Below are 18,058 nucleotides of genomic sequence, written 5' to 3' on the forward strand. Positions count from 1 at the left end.
CGTCGAGCGGAGGTTTATACGGCCTCGCGAAGGAGGGCGCTATATGCAGACGCTCGACGGGTCGTCGATCGTCGTCGTGGGCGGCGGCGTCGGCGGCCTCTCGGCGGCGTGTCACCTGGCGGACGCCGGCGCAGACGTCACCGTCGTGGAGCAGAACGACCAGCTCGGCGGACGGGCGAGCGTCCTCGAGGCCGAGGGGTTTCGATTCGACATGGGCCCGTCGTGGTACCTGATGCCCGACGTCTTCGAGCGCTTCTTCGGGCACTTCGACCGGGAGCCGGGCGACTACTACGACCTGACCCACCTCGATCCCCACTACCGCGTGTTCTACAAGGACGGGGACCGGATCGACGTGACCGGCGACCTGGAGCGGACGAAAGGGCAGTTCGAATCCTACGAGCCGGGCGCCGGCGAGGCGTTCGAGCGCTACCTCGAACAGGCGCGACGGAACTACGAGGTCGGCATGGAACACTTCGTCTACGAGGATCGACCGCGACTGCGCGACTGGCTCGACCTCGACGTCGCGCGTAACGCCCGCGGGCTGACCCTGCTCGGGTCGATGCAGGGACACGTCGAGGAGTACTTCGACCACCCGAAACTCCAGCAGCTCGTCCAGTACTCGCTGGTCTTTCTCGGCGGCTCGCCGCAGAACACGCCCGCGCTGTACAACCTGATGAGCCACGTCGACTTCAACCTCGGCGTCTGGTATCCCGAGGGTGGGCTCGGCCGGGTGATGGACGCGTTCGTCGAGCTCGGACGGGAACTCGGCGTCACCTACGAGACCGGACGGCCGGTGACCGCCATCGAGGGCGAGGCGGCCACCGGAGGGGACGCGGCGGCCGAGGGGGCGTCGGGCGGGTTTCGCGTCCGGACGGAGTCGGGGTCGATCGGAGCGGACCTGGTCGTCTCGAACGCCGACTACGCCCACACCGAGACCGAGTTGCTCGCACCCGATCGGCGAAGCTACGACGAAGACTACTGGGAGTCGCGGACCTACGCCCCCTCCGCGTTCTTGCTGTATCTCGGCGTCGAGGGCGACCTCGACGAGCTGGCCCATCACACGCTGATCCTGCCGACCGACTGGGACCCACACTTCGAGCGGATCTTCGACGACCCCGCCTGGCCAGCGGATCCCGCCTACTACGTCTGCTCGCCCTCCCGGACCGACGACACCGTCGCGCCGGCCGGCCACAGCGCGTGTTTCGTCCTCGTCCCGATCGCACCCGGACTCGCGGACGACGATTCGGCGAGAGACGCGTTCCGCGAGTCGATCCTCGCGGATATCGCCGAGAACGCCGGCGCGGACCTGCGCGATCGGATCGTCTTCGAGCGCTCGTTCTGCGTCAGCGACTTCGCCGACCGGTACAACAGCTACGACGGAACCGCGCTCGGGCTGGCTCACACGCTGCGCCAGACGGCGATCTTCCGGCCGAGCCAGCGCTCGGACGCCGTCGACGGGCTCTACTACACGGGGTCGTACACCTCGCCCGGGATCGGCGTGCCGATGTGTCTCATCAGCGGCGAGCACGTCGCCGAGAAGGTGCTGGCCGATTACGGTCGAGACCGACCGTCGACGAGCGGGGCCGAGCGTCGGTCGACGCGAGCCCCGCGTCCGGAATCGAGCGCCGAGCCCGACGGCGGGCGGTGACCAGCGTGTCTGAGTCGCCGGTCGACGGCCGAGCACGAACCGCTGGTGATGGAACGGTGTTCCAGCAAGCCCGGTACCTGCTCGTCCTCTCGCGGCCGCGGTTCTGGCTCTACCTCGCGGGGCCGGTCCTCGTCGGCGTCGCCTACGGCGCCTCGGCGGTCGACGATCTCGTCACCCCGGCGACGGTCGTCCTGTTCGGCGCCTTCCTCCTCCCGGCGAACGTCTACCTCTACGGGATCAACGACGTCTACGACCGGGACGCCGACGCCCGGAATCCGAAGAAGGACGATCGAGAAGTGCGGTATCGGGGCCAGCGGATCGTCCCGATCGCCGTCGGGTCGTCCGCGCTCCTCGTGGCGGCGGTCGCGACCGTCGTCCCGCCCGGCGCGTGGCCGTGGCTCGCCGGCTTCCTGCTCCTGGGTGGCGCCTACAGCGCGCCGCCGCTCCGGTTGAAGACGTCGCCGCCGCTGGATTCGCTCTCGAACGGACTCTACGTGCTGCCCGGCGGAGCGGCGTTCGTCACCGTCGCCGGGGGTCAGCCGCCGGCGCTCGCCGTCCTCGCCGGCTGGCTCTGGGCGATGGGGATGCACACGTTCTCGGCCATCCCTGACATCGAGCCGGACCGACTCGCCGGCCTTCGAACGACCGCGACGGTCCTCGGCGAGCAACGCGCCTACGCCTACTGCGCGGCGTGCTGGATCGCTGCGGCCGTCGCCTTCGGCCTCGTCGATCCCCGCTTCGGTCTCCTGTTGGCCGTCTATCCCGTGCTCGTCGCGGTCGTCGCGACGCGGTCGGTGACCGTCGAGCGGGCCTACTGGTGGTTCCCCGCGATCAACACCGCCGTCGGAGCTGCCCTGACGATCGGGGGGTGCTGGACGGTGGTACACGGATGAGCGGCGCACGCGGGCCGACGACAACAACACGCACCGGGACGGTGAGCACGATCGACAGCGTGACGGTGACCACGATCCGCCGTGGAGCGGTGACCGCGATCGCTCGCGGCGGAATCGACGGCACCTCCATCCATGTCTGATAGCGGCGAGCGCGATCCGACGCGAACGGAGTTGCAGGCGCGACTGGATCGGCTCGTCGCCGAGAACCGGCTGACGATCGCGGGTCTCTTCCCTGCCATCGGAGCGATCACCCTGGTCGCGAGTGCGGAAGGACTGTTGCCGCCGGCACTCGCCTTCCAGCCGCTGCTGTTGCTCTTTGGGACGGCCGTCATGCGCTCGCCGTTGCTCGTCGGCCTCGCGCCGGCCGTCGACCGGCGCGCGCTGGCCCTGCTCGCCGCGCTCTGTGGGTTCACCTGGGCGATCGAACTCGTGGGCGTGGTGACCGGGTGGCCCTACGGCGCCTTCGAGTACGGCGTCAGCCTCGGGCCGATGCTGTTCGACGCGGTGCCGGTCGCCCTCCCGCTCTTTTTCGTCCCGCTCGTCCTGAACGCCTACGCGCTCGCGATCTCGCTGCTCGACGGGCGGACCGACGCGACGATCGCTCGCCCGGCGATCGCGCTCGCGACGGTCGTCTCGATCGACCTCGTGCTCGATCCGGCCGCCGTCGCGATCGGCTTCTGGTCGTTCGACGCCGGCGGCTGGTACCACGGCGTCCCCGCGTCGAACTACGTCGGCTGGCTGCTCTCGGGGACCGTGGCCGTCGCGCTGGTCGAGTTGGGCTTCGACCACCGGGCCGTTCGCGACCGGCTCGAATCCTGCGCGTTCGTCCTCGACGATCTGGTGAGTTTCGTCCTGCTCTGGGGGCTGATCAACGCGCTCTACGGCAACGTTCTGCCGGTGATCGTCGCTGTCGGCATCGGTCTCGCGCTGTGCTCGACCGATCGGTATCGGGTCCGGTTCGACCGGCCGCGGTGGCTCGCTCGGCTGGTGTTCGAGCGCGAGTGATCAGGACCGAGTCGGCGACGGACGGACGGTCCGATGACGGGCGACGAGCGAACGACGGCGGACGGTCGATCCGGCGACGAGCGACGGCCGAGCGCCGCCGGCGACCGCCCCGCGAGTTCACCGACTGGGTAGCAGCCGGCGCCAGCCGGTCGCGGACTCGACGGACGCCGTCGGGACCGCACTGGCTCGCTCGAAGACCGCGACCGGATCGCGCTGCAGGGTCCAGTACCACCAGGTGCGGACCAGACAGCGGAGCTTGTCGCGCCGCGAGAGCGACGGTCGCCGCGAGAGGACGTCGTAGTCCCGCGCGCGAATGTGACGGTGGTGCTCGGCGTACAGCACCGCGGCGAGAAGGACGGGAAACTGGCAATCCCGCGGGAGGTACCGGATGCCCCGAACGCCGGCGCGGTAGCGCTCCTCGGTTCGCGCGAGTTCCGCGGCGACGGCCGCTCGAACGCCGGGCGTCGGCGTCAGGCGTTCGACGTCCGAGACGGACGCGCCGTGGGCCGAGAGCGTCTCCGCCGGGAGGTAGATGCGGTCGCGTTCGCGGACGTCCTCGGCGACGTCGCGCAGAAAGTTGGTGAGCTGGAACGCCTCACCGAGGCGGTGGGCGTGCGGCCTCGCGAGGTCCGGGTCGTCCGGCTCCATGATGGCCGTCATCATGGCGCCGACGGCGGCCGCGGACCCCCGCATGTACGCGTCGAGTTCGTCGCGGGTGGCGTAGCGATCGGTCCGCGTGTCGCGCTGCATCGCGTCGACGAAGGCCTCGACTTCGCGGTCCGGAACGTCGTACTCCCGGCGCAGTTCGCAGAAGGCGGACACGACCGGCTCGTCCGTCGGCTCGCGCCCGAGCGCCTGTGCACGGAGTCGGTCGAGCCGCTCTCGCTGGGCCGACGGCGACGCGCCCCCCGGGTCGTCGACGACCTCGTCCGCGATCCGGAAGAACCCGTAGAGGACGTACGTCGGGCGGCGAACCCGCTCGGGCAGGAGTCGCGTCGCGAGGTGGAACGTCCGCCCCGTCGCGCGCTGGATCGCGCGCCCGGTCGCGACCTGGTGGGTCTCCATGCGAATACTGACTCCCCGACCCCCCATGCTACCACGAACTGCCGTATAATCCCCCGCGTCGATGTGCGGCCAGTGAACCGGACGGAGGAGCCAGCCGCGGGCCCGTACGTGGCGCCGATGATCCGCAGCCGGTAGCCTCGCGGAGCCGAAGTCAGCCGGTGACACCGGTCGCCCGGCGTGACTCTCGCTGCGAACCAGGGAAAACCATTACTCGATTCACGCAGTACCCCAGATCATGGCTAGCACGACACAGCACCGGCCCCGATCGCGCTGCGTGAACTGCGGGTTCAGTGCTCCCGACGGGAGTGACGAGTGGAATCGGATCGACGTCCCCGGCCTCGGACGCATGAGCCAGTGCCCGGAGTGTACGAGTACGAACCTCGTCACCGGTATTTCGATCAGTTGAACGGCTGTCCGCGTGCCGATCGGCCCCGGCAGGGCCGATCACGTCGGTGGGAGAGACAGACACTTGCGTCTCCCGCGCGTTGATCGAGATATGAGTCAGCAATCGAGCGACCTCCCGGAAACCGAGGCCGAGTGGCGCGAGCGCCTCAGCGACGAGGAGTACGAGATCCTCCGCGAGGCCGGCACTGAAGCGCCCTTCAGCGGCGAGTACGTCGACCACGACGGCGACGGAACGTTCGCGTGTGCAGGCTGCGGCGCGACCCTCTTCGACGCCAACACCAAGTACGACTCGGGTTGCGGCTGGCCGAGTTTCTACGACGTCCCCGACGACCGCATCGAGACGCGTCTCGACACGAGTAACGGCATGCGACGCACCGAAGTACTGTGCGCGAACTGCGGCGGACACCTGGGCCACGTCTTCGAGGACGGCCCCGAACCGACCGGACAGCGATTCTGCATCAACTCGGCGGCGCTGGACTACGAGGACGAGGACTGAAGCGACCGGCGCGTCGGTCGTCGCCCGATCCGCCGGCGGCCGGCACGCGACTGCAGGCACGAGACGTTTTTCTCGGACCCACACACGTCCGCCCATGTCCAGCGACCGACCCCGCGCCGAAGAGTTGCGACAGGGCATGACCGTCAGGCTCGTCCAGGGCGATCAGGATCCGCGGTCGGAAGATCGCGAGCCGATCGTCGGCGAGGTCGTCTCCGTGCTCGGCGAGGACCCGAACGGTCCGGAGGTCGAGCTCCAGAGCGGTGCCGTCGGCCACGTGCTCGAGGTCGTCACCGACGCCTGAACCGTCCCGCCGAATCGCTTCTGACACCTGAACGCCCGGCGCTCGTCACCGGTCGGGCATCGTCGAGTAGCGCCGGACGCCCGTCATGTCCGGTCGATCCCTCGACGGTATCGTCGAGTGCGTCCCGCGAGCGAAGCCGCTCACCGACTTGCGGTCGCCATCGTCCGGACCGCCGAGTAGGCCGTCTTGCCCGTCACCGAGCCCGAAGGGACCGCCGTCATCGTCGTCCCCACCGGCGTCGGGGCGGCCGGACTTCGCTTCGTCCGCCGCTCGGTCGTCGTCACCGTCGGCGCCGTCCGCGTCAGCGCCGAGCGCCGCGTCGAGACGGACGCCGGCTTCGTCGACGACGTCGCCCGCAACGTCGGCGAGTCCGCCGTCCGCACCGTCTGCTTGACTCTCCGCGTCAGCCTCGCCGTCGCCGAGGGTCTCGCTCACCACCTCCATCGCGGCGTCGACGTCCAGTCCGTCCGCGTCGAGCACGTCGTCCACGTCGGTCCGAACGGCGTCGAGTGCCTCCTGCAGGGCCGACGCGATTTCGTCCCGGTCGTCCCCGCCGTCGCCCTGGTCGTCCGCCGTTGCAGACGCTGCACCGCGTTCCGTTCCGTCGGCCTCCTCGTCGTCGGTCTCCGCGGCGGCGTCGAGGAGGTCGGCGATCGTCGCCACCGCGTCGCGTTCGTCCGCCCCGAAGGAGTCGACGGATTCCGGGTCCGGTTCGTCCGCGTCCTCGTCGACTTCGGACGGAGCGAGTTGCGAGAGGGACAGCAGGACCCGGAGTTCGGCCACGTCGTCCGGATCGCCCGCCAGAATGGCTGCAGGCACCGATCCGGAATCGTCCGCACCGCCGAGGCCGAGCGCCGCGAGCAGGGACGCCGGATCGGTCTCCGACAGGATTGTCCACGCTTCGGTCCCGAGAGTTCCCAGCGCTTCTCGCCGATCGTCGTCGATATCGTCGGCAAGATATCCGTCGGCGGACGCGTCGGGTTCGAGCGTCGCCGCCGCCTCCGAGAGGAGGTCTCGGATCCGTGCGGCGAGGTCGTCCGTGGTTTGGGATGCGTCGCTCACGGGGTGATCACCGTCGTTATGATTCGTCGCCATCGCCGGCGGTCTCGAGAATCCGATCGGTCATCTCGTCGCGGGCCAGGTTCGCTTTGACGTCGAGATCCTTCGCGATCGACTGGAGGTCGCGGTAGGAGATCGTCTCCAGGTAGGCCCGCAGGGTGTCCGTCTGAAACGATTCGAGGTCGTCGACCTCCACGTCCTCGGCGTCGATCTCGTCGACCTCGTCTTCGACGGGTTCGCCGTCAGAGTCGGTCTCCTCACCCTCGGACGCTCCGGTATCCGTCTTCGCCTGCTCGGCCTCCCCGGAATCCAGCTCGTCGGTCTCCCCGTGGGAGTCCGGCTCCTGGCCCTCCGGCTCGGATTCCGTCTCGTCCGGTTTCGATGCCTCTGTCTCCGACTCGCCGGGTTCACCCTCGAGGAGTTCGGCGAGCGCCGACCCGAGGCCGGCGTCGCGGGCCGAGTCGACCAGGGTCGCGAGCGCGGAGCCGCGTTCGCGAGACGTCGAGACCGCGTCCGAGACGCCGCCCCTGACGGCCCCCGCTAGCCCGCGACCGAGGTCGCGCGGGTTCGTCTCCCGATCGACGTCCGCCAGCGTCTCGTGGACGCGTCGGCCGACCGCGGCTCCGAGTTGGCGCCCGGCCGCCTCACCGAGTCGGGCACCGACCGCCCGTCCGACGCGGGCGGAATCGACCTGGTCCTGGAGCGACTCGCCGTCGACCAGGCCCCGGACGTCGAGCCGTTCCGTCGCCTCCTCGACGACGACCTCCGTCATCGTATCGTTCTCGCTCATCGTCTCACCCGTGCACCGCGGACCTCAGGACTCGACACTGGCCGCCTCCTCCTCGCTCGACGCGTCCGATTCGTCGTCCGGCGCGTCCTCACCGGACGCCTCGTCTCGGTCGGTCTCCGCCGATCCCTCCTCGCCCTCTGCGTCGCCGGCGGCTTCCTCGTCGCCGGATTCGTCGCCGGTACGCGCGTCCGAATCATCCTCCGTCGACTCGCTCTCGCCGGCCGCCTCGTCGCCCTCGCTCTCCGCCTCGTCCTCGCCTTCCGTCTCATCCTCGCTTTCCGTCTCGCTCCCGGCCTCGCCGGAGTCGTCCGTCGAGAGGAGGTCGTCGACGACGACGGTCCCGATCGTCGCGCCGAGCACCGCGCCGATTTTCTGGCCGGCCATCGCGCCGATGGCCCCGCCGAGGGCCTCCCCGAGCGGTTCGTCCTCGTCGATCGCGCCCTCCCACTGGGTGCCCTCGAGCAGTTCCTCGATATCGATGCTGTCGGCGATCGATCCGATGTCGACGCGGTCGGTGAGACTGGATTCACTCATCGTACTCCTCCGCGGTGGCGCAGTTGTTCGCAGCGCGGTTCGACTCGACGGATCGGCCGCCGTCCGTGGCCGTCGCCTGCTCCGCTCGCTCGTCCCCGCTCGACGACCCGTCCGCGCCGCCAGCGCGCCGGTCGGCCGCCCGTATCAGGCGCTTCAGGCCCGTCTCGACGAGCCATGTGACGGCCCGTTCGATCGGCAGCGAAGGCAACAGGCTGCCGACGGCGGATCGGAGTCGGGACCCGATCGAACCGAGGATGCCGGAACCGGGCGTCTCGCCGTTCGACTCCGCGTCGTCGGAGTCGGCCGCTCCCTGGTCACCCTCGGTACCGGCGTCCGTCTCCTCGTCGCCGGACGACTCGTCGCTCGATCCCCCGGTATCGGATTCGTCGTCAGCTCCTTCGTCGCCGGTTGCCTCCTCGCCCTCGCTCGACTCGCCCGAACCGCCGACGAACGGGAGCATGCCGAGGACCCTGTTTTTCAGCCCACCGAGGAGCGATCGGGGAGAGAGTTTCCCGAGGATCGATCCCGGCGATAATTTGCCGAGCAGCCCCGACGAAAGTCCGTCACCGCCGCCGTCCAGGAGTCCCGCGACCCGCGAGAGGAGGTTCCCCAGGAGCCGCCCCTCGCCGGGAACGGCGGAGACGTCCAGGTCGAGTTCCGGCAGGTGGATTTCCAGGCCCAGCAGGTTCACGTGCAGTCCTTCGAGAAGGACGGACAGCACGGTCGATCCCTCGTCGGGGCCGGCCTCCGACGCCTCCTCGATGGTCACTTCCTGGGCCGCCTGGATTTCGACCGACCCCATGTCGGCGTCCCCGTCGCTCGCCGACTCCTGGTCACCCGCTTGCCCCGCCGATTCACCCCGCTGATCGTCCGTCTCTCGGTCTCCCGACTGGGGCTCCTGGTCGTGCCCGGATTCCCCGTCGGCCGACTCGGCCGGTTCCGCACCGTCGGACGCTTCTCGCTCCGCGGCGTCTCTCGCTCCCCGGCGTGATGACGATTCCTGAAGTTGCTCGCCGGCGCTGGATTCGTCTTCCCGTTGTGCGTTCGATGGCGGACCCATGTGAGCGAATCATCTGGGACAAGAACGCCTGCGGGTCAGGTTCTTGGCCTTGCACGTGCGACGCGCCCGTTTACTCGACGCCGTGGGCCGTCGCAGACGGCCCCGGCCAGTCCCCGGCGCCACCAACCGAACGCCCACCGTCACCCGGCCAAAGATTCCAAAGTGTAGTTGCACCTATCTCAATTTCTATAAATATAATCGCCCATCAATATTTTGAAGGGGTAAATTACTGGGACTATACTTTAGAAATGCTCGACAAACTATGTTCGTGACGGGTGCGGACCACCAACCATGGTTCGCCGCCTGCTATTGCTGGTCGCCGTCGTTTCGTTCGTCCTGCTCGGGGGCTGTCTCTCGGACGGGATCGAGAACGGCCCGTCGATGGAAGGCGAAGCCGACCCCGCCGGTGACGGGGGCGACGACTCGACCGGCGGCGCTACGGATTCGGCGGACGGATCGACCGCGCCGGTCGTCGACGAACTCGACGGCGAGGTGCTCGAAATCCACCACCTCGACGTCGGCCAGGGGGACGCGACGGTGGTGGTCGAACCCGGCGGGGAGACGATGGTCGTCGATTCGGGCGACTGGCACGACGAGGGCGAAGCGGTCATCGACTTCCTCGACGCCCGCGGGATCGACCGCGTCGACCACCTCGTCTCCACCCACGCCCACTCCGACCACATCGGCGGCCACGCCGACCTCATCGAGTACCTCGAGACGGAGGGCGACGGCGTCGGCGCGGTCTACGACTCCGGCGTCGCTCACACCACGGAGACCTACGAGAACTACCTCGACGCGATCGAGTCCCACGACGTCACCCTCTACGAGGTGCAGGACGGCGATACGATCGACGTCGGCGACGCGAACGTCGAATTTCTGAACCCGCCGGCGGACGCATCGTCGGACGACATCGACTACAACAGCGTCGCACTGCGGCTCGCCTACGGCGACGTCACGTACCTGACCACCGGGGACGCCGGCGAGGCCGCGGAGTCTCGCATGGTCGACGACCGCGGTGAGGCGCTCGACGTCGACGTCTACCAGGCGGGCCACCACGGCTCGTCGACGAGTTCGACGCCCCCGTTCCTCGACGCCGTCGACCCGTCGATCGCCGTCGTCTCCAGCGCGTACGACAGTCAGTACGGCCACCCGCACGACGAGGTCCTCCAGGCCTTTGACGATCGCGAGATCGAGACCTACTGGACCGGCGTCCACGGCGACGTCGTCGTCGCCACCGACGGAACCTCGATCGCGGTGGAGCCGGCGACCGACGGCCCGACGGACGCCGGGGAGTTGCTCGAGGAGAAACCGGCCGACGAGTCGGCCGCTCCGATGCGCGTCGGCGGGGCTGGCGACCGACCGAGCGTCCACGGGCTGGCCGGTGACGGCGTCTCGGTTCGAACGGACGTCGACAGCAGCGCGGTACGGATGGGTGTCGGGGGTGGTCCGGTTCGGGCGGGGATTCTTCACGCCGCGAGCGCGTAAGACTGCACGATGACCGACGAACGAACGGCCGTGGTCGATCGGATCGTCGACGGCGAGACGGCGGTGCTGCTCCTCGAAGCCGACAATGAGGTCGTCGACGAGATCACGCTCCCAGTCGATCGGCTGCCGGAGGCCGGCCGACACGACGGCGCCGTCTACGGCGTCGAGGAGAACGACGGCGAGAGACGAACGCTCTCGTACCGGCCCGAGGAGTCTCGCGATCGGCGCGAGAGGGCGCAGGATCGATTCGACCAGTTATCCGATCGACTCGGCGAGGAGTGACAGGTCGAGGAAGTTCGACAGGGCGGCGGATTGCCGAGACGAACGTCACTCGTCCGCGTCGTCACCGGTCGATTCGTCGGTCGCCGACGCGTCGGCGGCCTCGGAGCCGACGTCGTCGGTGGTCGGTTCCGCGTCCATCTCGTCGAGATCGTCGACCGCTGTCGGCCGGTCGTGCGACTCGCCGGGGTCGGCGAGCGTCGTCGGCTCCTCGGCGGGTTCGTCGATCTCGCCCGTTTCGTCGGGCCGGTCGGCCGCGTCGCGGAACTCCGCGAGTTCGGCGGGACGACGGGACGGATCGTCGGTCGCGCGCGACGGCCCGGATGAATCGGCGGCGTCGCGGGTCGAACTGGCGTCGACGCTGTCCGGATCGGGTTCGAGTTCGGGTTCGTCCTGCCGCGGCGTCCCCTCGGAGGTGACCGCGGCGTCCGTTCGACGCGGCTCCGTGACCGGTTCGATATCGGCGTCGGCGGTCGTGGATTCGTCGGTCGGACCGGCGGCGTCGGTTCGCGACCCGACGTCCTCCGTCCGCCGAATTTCGGCTTCGGGATCGCCGCCCGTCGCCTCGGTCGGATCGACGGCGAGATCGGCGGCCGGTTCGTCGACCGCTGCCGACGGGTCCGGTTCGTCGTTCGACGATGGACCCGCCGAGTCGTTCGACGACCGACTCGTTTGGTCGTTCGACGGCGGTTCCGTCGGGTCGCGCTCGTCGCCGACGTCCGGCGACGTCCCGCTCGCGGTCCCGACCGTCCCACCTTGCACGGCGAGGTCCGCGTCGAGTCGGATCGCCTCGTCCGTGACCGAGGCGATCACCTCGTGGCGAACGGGGACGGCCGCGTCGTCGCCCGGCGCCCACCCGACGGCCGCAGCGATCGAGTCGAGCGCGTCCGGGTCCGGATCGACGAAGACGGTCTCGTCCGCGACGTCCGTGACCACGCCGATCGGATCGCCCGTGTGGCGTTCGACGCGCTTGCCGACGTCCGCCTCGGTGAGCTGTGGAACCATGTGGGGGCCGACGGTCGGTTCCGGGAAGCCGATGCTGCCTGCAGCAGACGGCGGTGGCCGGTCAGGTAGCGTCGGCCGGTGACGCCGGTGCCAGATCACGCGTCTTTCCACTCGCCGTGCTCGCCGTCGCGAAACTCCTCTTTGGCCTGGCGCTCCCGCGGCCACGCGAGGACGCCGATGACCGTCGCGTAGAACGCCACAATAGCGGCGACGACCGCGATGCCCGGAATCGTCCCGACGGCGGCCGCGTCGAGGCCCACTTCGCCGGGTGCGAACGCCGTGATCCGGACGAGCCAGGCGACGAGCAGGACGAACAGGAGCGGGGCGTAGATCCGCCGGAGCCGATTTGAAACCGCCTCGTGGATCGACACCTTCCGCGTGGGCCGCCGGTAGTCGTCGCCGAGTTCGACGCGCCAGTCGTCGTGGGTCACCCCGCTCTCCGGATCGAGCGCGTCGGCGAGCAGGTTCTGCTGGAAGAGGCGAACCCGAGCGCGGTAGACGTCGTAATCCCGATACCGCCTGGCCTCGACGAGGAGGAAAACGGCCGCGACGACCATCGCCACGAGCAACACGTAGTGGGGATTATCCGGGCTCGAGAAGGCCCACGTGAGGATCGCCGCGATCACCGTCACCGTCCAGGTCGTCGTCTGGTCGAGGCGCGACCGCCAGGTCGTCTCCCGGTCCAGTTCGCCGCGGTAGGCGTCGCCCAGGACGCCGATCATCGGCGTGAGCTCCGCGTCGATCTCCGCGCCCAGTTCCGCGTCTCCCGCGTCGCTCGAGTCATCGCTCATACGCGCTCACGATCGAACCACGCCGCCGACGGTCAAGTAGCTGCGAGGACGACCGGCCGATCGCATCGCGAACGACCGTGAGCAGGTCAGCCGTCGTCGGTCACCCGCACGGCGTCACCGATCGACGCCTCGACGACGTCGACATCGTTCTGCATGGAGACGCGGCCAGCGTCCGGACGGTACTCGAGGACGCCCCGGTCCGCGAGGTTCGGGAGGTGGTCGTGGTGGAGAGCGATGGAGAGGCGATCGATCGCGTCCGCGGGGAACTCGGGGCGGTGAGCGGCGACATCTCCGGAGTCCGGGTCGTGGCGGCGAGCGGCGTCTCCAGTATCCGGATCGTCCCCGGCGCGTCGAGCAGCGGCGTCCCCGCCAGCGGCGAAGTTCTCGGCGCGTCGATCCGCGAGACGTCGGGCGAGCGCCGGGATGCGGATCGAGCCCTCCTCGTCCAGGATCCGGCAGATGCCGCTGCGGACGCGGTTGAGCACGAGCGATCGGTCGTCGACGGTCGCGTCGATTGCGTGGGCCATCGTGGCGTATCGTACGTGACCACCGACACCCCTGAGGACCCCGGCTGTACTATCAGTGCGTTAAATCGGGGTCGGGAGAATCGGGAGCCGCGTACGCCGAGGAGACGACGAGCGTGTTGCCGATCAGCGACTGGTGACCCCGCTGGATGCGTTTGCCGAGCGATTGTTGCGTGATGTCCAGTTCAGCGGCGATCTCCGCGAGCGAGGACTGCCGCGGCGTCTCGAAGTAGCCGTGTTCCCAGGCGGTTACCAGCGCTTCCTGCTGTTTCGGGGTGAGCCCGTACTGTCCGCCGGTCTTCGGCTGGGAGAGTTCCGACAGTTGTTGGAGGGAGAAGGCGATCCGATTCTCCTGACAGTACTCCTGGAAGACCTGGAGCTGGTCGCGCTCGTCGAAGCGGATGCGAAGCTCCCAGCGTTCGTCGGTGCCGACGGCCTCGAGGATGACCGCGTCGAGGTCGGTGTAGACGTACAGGACCGACTGGACCCGATTCGTCCACGACGCCCGGTACAGCGCGGAGTCCTGGAACTCGTCGAGCTTGTCGACGTCCTCGATCGTCGGGTCCTCGCCGGCCGCGCGTTCGAACTGCGACGGTCGCACCCCGGAGACCCAGAAATACGGCGTCAGCACCTCGTCGGTGACGACGACGCGCTCGATCTCGATCGCCATCTCCGGGAGAGCCGTCAGCGTCTTGTGCAGCGCGAACGCGGCGGAGGGGACGTGGAATTCGCCGAAGAGACTCACATCCGCCTCTGGGAGGCTACCCCCATAAACGGTGAGATCGATCCGTGTGGCGGACAGTCGCGCCGATCTCACCCGTCGGACGCCGTGCGATCGGCTCCCGCTCGTTGCCGGCGAGTGGCCGTGTCGGAGTCGTGGTCGGGCCGCGCGGTTCCCCGAAGGCTTTCGAGCCGGCGACGGATACAGGTACCATGGTCGACGTCACGAAGACGATCAGGCGGTGGTTCGTCAACGGGATCGCCATCACGATTCCGCTCGTCGTCACCCTGATCGTGTTGCTCGTCGTGTTCGATTTCGTCCTCGGGATCCTGTCGCCCGTCATCGACGGCGTCGAGCTGCTGTGGAACGACGAACCGCCGCGGGCGGTGGTCCAGCTGCTGACGCTCGGGTCGCTCGTGGGGTTCTTCTTGCTCGTCGGCGCGGTCGCGTCCCACACGCCCGGCGAGCGGTTCTCGAGCGCGCTCCACCGGACGGTCGAGACGATTCCCGGGGTGAGCACGGTCTATCTGACGATCCGCCGGGCGAGCGAGGTCCTCCTCGAGGACGACGCCGACCAGTTCAAGGACGTCAAACTCGTGGCCTTTCCCCACGAGAACGCCTACATGCTTGGCTTTCTGACGGCCGAGACGCCGGACGAAATCGCCGGCGCCGTCGGCGCTGATCGGATGCAGACGATCATGATCCCCCTCGGGCCGAATCCGACGACGAACGGGTTCGTCATGCACGTGCCCGAGGACAACGTCCACGAGGTCGACGTGACGGTCGAAGCGGCCATCCAGGCGATCGCCACGCTCGGCGTCGCCACGGAAACGAGCGAGTTCGCTGATTCGGCGGCGTGATCGCGCCTCCCGCCGAGATCGACGCGTCGCACCAGAGGTGCGGTCTACCGGGACCGTCCGATCGAGAGAACTAGCACGCGTCGGGTTTTACGTGCGGTGGACCGTAGCCACCTCGTGATGGGCGAGTCGGAACGCAGCGCACAGCCCCGCACATCCGGCCAGCAGCACCGTGAGCCGCAGGTCTCCATCGTCGTCCCGGCGCGGAACGAGGCGGCCTACCTTCCGGCGACGCTCTCGAGCGTCGCCGGGCTCGAGACCGACCGGTCGTACGAGGTCATCGTCGTCGACGGCGACTCCGCGGACGAGACGGCGGCGATCGCGCGCGAGTACGGCGCGACCGTCCTCGAGGGGCCGGGGACGTCGATCGCGGCCGGCCGCAATCGCGGCGCCGAGCGCGCTCGCGGCGAGTGGCTCGCGTTCGTCGACGCCGACACGGTCGTCCGCCAGCACTACCTCGACACCCTCGTCGGGTACGCCGAGCGCAACGACCTCGCGGCGGCGAGTTCGCGCTGTCGGATCACCGGGCCGCGGCGGGCGAAGCTGATGGAAGCGACGATCAATCACGTCTTCTCGCGCCTCTCGCGGCCGATTCTCCCGGGGTTCAACTTCCTCATTCGGAGGGAGACGTTCGACGCGCACGGCGGTTTTCCGGCCGTGTCGAACGAGGACACCGCGTTCAGCCGCCGCCTCGCGCGCACCGAGCGCACGGGGTACTGCCCCGCCGTGCTCGTCGAGAGTTCCGGTCGCCGCATCGCCGAGCGCGGCCTGACCGGGACGCTCGTCCACTACGCGCGACTCGACTGGGGGCGCATCCGTTCGACGAACGGGTGAATCCGGGGGCTGGCCCCGTCGCGCTCGGCGGTGACGAGGCGAAAATCGCCCGCCGGTCAGTGGCCACCGGAGACGGCGTGGAGGCCGACGATCCCGACCACGATGAGGCCGATGAACCCCGCCCGCGCGAGCGTCGCGGGTTCGTCGAAGAGGACGACGCCGAGCGTGGCCGTCCCGACCGCGCCGATCCCCGTCCACACGGCGTAGGCCGTCCCGACCGGGAGCTCCTGGACGGCGCGAGCGAGCAGGAACATGCTGATCGCCAGCGCGATCACGGTGGCGATCGACGCGCGGGGGTTCGTAAAGCCGTCCGAGTAGGACAGCCCGATCGCCCAGGCGATCTCGAACAGGCCGGCGAGGACGAGCACGTGCCACATCTGTTCGACGACAGCGGCCGACGGGCCAAAGCGGTTTCCGATTCGTCGCGGCGCCGAGGGCCGAACTCACGTCCGCGCCGGTCGGACCCCGAGGTCGACCTCGACGGTGTCTTCGCGTCCCTCGCGCAGGATCGAGAGCGAGACGGCGTCGCCCGGTCGCGTTCGGAGGGCGAGGTAACTGCCGAGATCCTCGCTCGTCGCGACCTCGGTGCCGTCGATCGCGCGGATCACGTCGCCGCCGACCGGTACCCGCTCGCCGTCGACGACGCGGACGTTCGAACTCGGCCGGAGCGCCCCGTCGGCCGGGCCGCCGGAGACCGTCTCGACGACGAGTAATCCGGTCGACTCCTCGAGTCCGTTCGCCTCGGCGACGGCGGGAGAGACGGTATCGAACGAGACCCCGAGGTACGAGTGATCGTAGTCGCCCGTCTCGATCAGCGAGGGGACGACCCGTCGCGTCAGCGCCCCGGAGATCCCGAACGCGATGTTGTCGCCCCCGCCGGAGTTGATCACGGCGACGACGTTGCCCGAGAGCGACATCAGGGGCCCGCCGCTGTTGCCCGGGTTGACGGGCGCGTCGGTCTGGATTGCGTCCGGAATCGAGAAGCCGGTGGGCGCGGGGATCGAGCGGTCGATGCCGCTGACGATCCCCGTCGTGACCGTCCCGTCCAGGCTGTAGGGGTTGCCGATCGCGACGACCTCCTGGCCGACCGTCGCGTCGCCGTCGATCAGCGGGAGCGGCGTCGCGTTCGCCGGCGCGTCGTCGACGGCGATCGCCGCGAGATCGCTGTGCGGGTCGCGACCGAGGACGTCGCCGCCCGCCCACCGGCCCTCCGAGAACCGCACGTCGACCGTCGACGCCTGGCCGACGACGTGCGCGTTCGTCACGAGGTACGAGTCGTCGTAGACGAAGCCCGTCCCCCGTCCGGAACCGGTCTCGATCAGCACGACCGACGGGAGCGCGTCGCGGTAGAGTCTGGTGTACTCCGTTTCCGGATCCGACGCGTTCGGCTCCGGCGGGTCGGCCGCCGGGCGCGCCGCGTTCGTGTTCCCGAGGGTACTCAGGCTGCAGCCGGCCAGCGCCGTCGATACGGCCGTCCCACCCAGTGCGAGGATGTCTCTCCGTTGGAGGCTACGGTCTGACATTTCACCGAAGAAGTTGGTCGCGATCGCTTGTATGTTTTCCGTCGGCGTTCCTCGGAGTCGTCGGTATGGACAGTCGGTCCGCCGAGAAGCCGGGTCGAACGATAGGGGTCCTGGCGGGACATCGTGGCCGGCAAGGTTCGGACGGCTTCACTCACCCTCGACGAGACGTTCGAGCTGGGCCGGCGGTACGGCGCCCCGGGCGGCACGGCCCTCGTAAACGAACGTCGGGACGCCGGTGACCCCCTGCCGCCGGGCGGCGTCGAATCGATCCTCGATCGCCGCCCGCCGGTCCTCGTCTGCGACCGCCTCGCGAACGGCCGCTTCGTCGAGTCCGACGGACGACGCGATATCCGCCAGCACGTCGACGTCGCCGATGTCGCGACCGTCGACCCACAGCGCCGACAGAATCGCGTCGTCGAACGCGCGCCAGTCGCCGGGCGAGGACTCCGCGACGAAGCGCGAGGCGACCTGTGCGGGCAACGAGTCGACCTCCGGGACGTCGTCCAGATTCAGCATCTCCGCCACGCCGTACTCCGCCCGCAACCGTTCGACGTTCCGTCGGGCCTGCTCGTAGTAGGCCTCGTCCTTTCCATCTTCGACGGTGTGGTCGATCTCGCCGTCGGGGCCCCGCTTGTCCCGACGGAGATCGAACGGGTGCCACACGAGTTCGAGGGGCGCCTCGCGCGAGGCCTCGTAGGCCTCGAGCGAGCGCCGGCCGAGATAACAGAACGGACAGACGTGATCGGAGTAGACGGTGAGCTGATCGACGTCGGGAGTCATACG

At 69.2% G+C, this 18,058-nt stretch carries 23 protein-coding genes; 11 read left to right on the forward strand and 12 right to left on the reverse strand.

The window, feature by feature from the left end:
* Positions 1-43 precede the first annotated feature (43 nt).
* Genes MXA07_RS13700 through cruF form a run of 4 tightly spaced genes read left to right on the forward strand, consistent with a single transcriptional unit; the run spans position 44 to position 3,546 of the window.
* Entirely contained in the window at positions 44-1,648 is a 1,605-nt protein-coding gene (locus tag MXA07_RS13700; RefSeq protein WP_282102522.1) for a phytoene desaturase family protein, read from the forward strand.
* A gap of 5 nt (positions 1,649-1,653) precedes the next feature.
* Complete coding sequence (locus MXA07_RS13705) at positions 1,654-2,541, forward strand: prenyltransferase (RefSeq protein WP_425492162.1); 888 nt, start codon at positions 1,654-1,656, stop codon at positions 2,539-2,541.
* Complete coding sequence (locus MXA07_RS13710) at positions 2,538-2,681, forward strand: hypothetical protein (protein WP_247729154.1); 144 nt, start codon at positions 2,538-2,540, stop codon at positions 2,679-2,681. The genes MXA07_RS13705 and MXA07_RS13710 overlap by 4 nt, the downstream gene beginning before the upstream one ends.
* Positions 2,674-3,546: a bisanhydrobacterioruberin hydratase gene (cruF, locus tag MXA07_RS13715; protein WP_247729155.1), complete on the forward strand. Its 873-nt coding sequence runs from the start codon at positions 2,674-2,676 to the stop codon at positions 3,544-3,546. Before MXA07_RS13710 ends, cruF begins: the two co-directional genes overlap by 8 nt.
* 117 nt (positions 3,547-3,663) lie before the next feature.
* Here the strand turns inward: cruF and MXA07_RS13720 are convergent, their stop codons facing one another.
* Positions 3,664-4,611, reverse strand: coding sequence for a phytoene/squalene synthase family protein (locus MXA07_RS13720; RefSeq protein ID WP_425492222.1), 948 nt, complete (start codon positions 4,609-4,611; stop codon positions 3,664-3,666).
* Positions 4,612-4,846: 235 nt separating this feature from the next.
* Between MXA07_RS13720 and MXA07_RS13725 the strand changes: the two genes are divergently transcribed.
* The 3 genes from MXA07_RS13725 (at position 4,847) to MXA07_RS13735 (ending at position 5,813) form a co-directional block, all read left to right on the forward strand.
* Positions 4,847-5,017 (forward strand): hypothetical protein, encoded by a 171-nt coding sequence (locus MXA07_RS13725; RefSeq protein ID WP_247729157.1) that lies wholly within the window; start codon positions 4,847-4,849, stop codon positions 5,015-5,017.
* A gap of 90 nt (positions 5,018-5,107) precedes the next feature.
* Positions 5,108-5,512, forward strand: coding sequence for a peptide-methionine (R)-S-oxide reductase MsrB (gene msrB, locus MXA07_RS13730; RefSeq protein ID WP_247729158.1), 405 nt, complete (start codon positions 5,108-5,110; stop codon positions 5,510-5,512).
* A 94-nt stretch (positions 5,513-5,606) separates the two neighbouring features.
* A complete protein-coding gene (locus MXA07_RS13735) occupies positions 5,607-5,813 on the forward strand; it encodes a DUF2196 domain-containing protein (RefSeq protein ID WP_247729159.1) in 207 nt (68 codons plus the stop codon).
* Between the two features lie 45 nt (positions 5,814-5,858).
* On the opposite strand, the gene MXA07_RS13740 is transcribed toward MXA07_RS13735, so the two are convergent.
* The 4 genes from MXA07_RS13740 to MXA07_RS13755 are packed head-to-tail and all read right to left on the reverse strand — an operon-like array spanning position 5,859 to position 9,256.
* Positions 5,859-6,875 carry a hypothetical protein gene (locus MXA07_RS13740; RefSeq protein WP_247729160.1) on the reverse strand — a complete coding sequence of 339 codons (1,017 nt, stop codon included), beginning with the start codon at positions 6,873-6,875 and terminating at the stop codon, positions 5,859-5,861.
* Positions 6,876-6,891: 16 nt separating this feature from the next.
* Positions 6,892-7,662: a hypothetical protein gene (locus MXA07_RS13745; protein WP_247729161.1), complete on the reverse strand. Its 771-nt coding sequence runs from the start codon at positions 7,660-7,662 to the stop codon at positions 6,892-6,894.
* Positions 7,663-7,686: 24 nt separating this feature from the next.
* Positions 7,687-8,196, reverse strand: coding sequence for a hypothetical protein (locus MXA07_RS13750; RefSeq protein WP_247729162.1), 510 nt, complete (start codon positions 8,194-8,196; stop codon positions 7,687-7,689).
* Positions 8,189-9,256: a hypothetical protein gene (locus MXA07_RS13755; RefSeq protein ID WP_247729163.1), complete on the reverse strand. Its 1,068-nt coding sequence runs from the start codon at positions 9,254-9,256 to the stop codon at positions 8,189-8,191. The genes MXA07_RS13750 and MXA07_RS13755 overlap by 8 nt, the downstream gene beginning before the upstream one ends.
* A 291-nt stretch (positions 9,257-9,547) precedes the next feature.
* Between MXA07_RS13755 and MXA07_RS13760 the strand changes: the two genes are divergently transcribed.
* Both MXA07_RS13760 and MXA07_RS13765 read left to right on the forward strand, forming a co-directional pair.
* On the forward strand, positions 9,548-10,741 hold the full coding sequence (locus MXA07_RS13760) for a ComEC/Rec2 family competence protein (protein WP_247729164.1): 1,194 nt from the start codon (positions 9,548-9,550) through the stop codon (positions 10,739-10,741).
* Between the two features lie 9 nt (positions 10,742-10,750).
* Positions 10,751-11,023, forward strand: coding sequence for a DUF3006 domain-containing protein (locus MXA07_RS13765; protein ID WP_247729165.1), 273 nt, complete (start codon positions 10,751-10,753; stop codon positions 11,021-11,023).
* A 45-nt stretch (positions 11,024-11,068) separates the two neighbouring features.
* Here the strand turns inward: MXA07_RS13765 and MXA07_RS13770 are convergent, their stop codons facing one another.
* The 4 genes from MXA07_RS13770 to MXA07_RS13785 all read right to left on the reverse strand — a co-directional run bounded on the left by MXA07_RS13770 (position 11,069) and on the right by MXA07_RS13785 (position 14,085).
* Positions 11,069-12,025: a hypothetical protein gene (locus MXA07_RS13770; RefSeq protein ID WP_247729166.1), complete on the reverse strand. Its 957-nt coding sequence runs from the start codon at positions 12,023-12,025 to the stop codon at positions 11,069-11,071.
* Between the two features lie 95 nt (positions 12,026-12,120).
* Positions 12,121-12,816, reverse strand: coding sequence for a DUF2270 domain-containing protein (locus MXA07_RS13775; RefSeq protein ID WP_247729167.1), 696 nt, complete (start codon positions 12,814-12,816; stop codon positions 12,121-12,123).
* Positions 12,817-12,902: 86 nt separating this feature from the next.
* The gene (locus MXA07_RS13780) at positions 12,903-13,343 is read right to left on the reverse strand and encodes a DUF7344 domain-containing protein (protein ID WP_247729168.1); all 441 of its coding nucleotides are present in this window, start codon (positions 13,341-13,343) and stop codon (positions 12,903-12,905) included.
* Between the two features lie 52 nt (positions 13,344-13,395).
* Positions 13,396-14,085, reverse strand: coding sequence for a helix-turn-helix domain-containing protein (locus tag MXA07_RS13785; protein ID WP_247729169.1), 690 nt, complete (start codon positions 14,083-14,085; stop codon positions 13,396-13,398).
* Positions 14,086-14,273: 188 nt separating this feature from the next.
* Between MXA07_RS13785 and MXA07_RS13790 the strand changes: the two genes are divergently transcribed.
* Both MXA07_RS13790 and MXA07_RS13795 read left to right on the forward strand, forming a co-directional pair.
* On the forward strand, positions 14,274-14,921 hold the full coding sequence (locus MXA07_RS13790) for a DUF502 domain-containing protein (protein WP_247729170.1): 648 nt from the start codon (positions 14,274-14,276) through the stop codon (positions 14,919-14,921).
* 117 nt (positions 14,922-15,038) lie between these two features.
* Positions 15,039-15,752, forward strand: a complete 714-nt coding sequence (locus MXA07_RS13795) for a glycosyltransferase family 2 protein (protein WP_247729171.1) — start codon at positions 15,039-15,041, stop codon at positions 15,750-15,752.
* Between the two features lie 56 nt (positions 15,753-15,808).
* Here the strand turns inward: MXA07_RS13795 and MXA07_RS13800 are convergent, their stop codons facing one another.
* From MXA07_RS13800 to MXA07_RS13810, 3 genes are all read right to left on the reverse strand, one after another.
* Positions 15,809-16,129 (reverse strand): DMT family transporter, encoded by a 321-nt coding sequence (locus MXA07_RS13800; protein ID WP_247729172.1) that lies wholly within the window; start codon positions 16,127-16,129, stop codon positions 15,809-15,811.
* Between the two features lie 66 nt (positions 16,130-16,195).
* Positions 16,196-17,275 carry a S1C family serine protease gene (locus MXA07_RS13805; RefSeq protein WP_247729173.1) on the reverse strand — a complete coding sequence of 360 codons (1,080 nt, stop codon included), beginning with the start codon at positions 17,273-17,275 and terminating at the stop codon, positions 16,196-16,198.
* 147 nt (positions 17,276-17,422) lie between these two features.
* Positions 17,423-18,055, reverse strand: a complete 633-nt coding sequence (locus MXA07_RS13810) for a DsbA family oxidoreductase (protein WP_247729174.1) — start codon at positions 18,053-18,055, stop codon at positions 17,423-17,425.
* Between the last annotated feature and the right edge of the window lie 3 nt (positions 18,056-18,058).

Source organism: Halovivax limisalsi (genome assembly GCF_023093535.1).
Classification (GTDB): domain Archaea; phylum Halobacteriota; class Halobacteria; order Halobacteriales; family Natrialbaceae; genus Halovivax; species Halovivax limisalsi.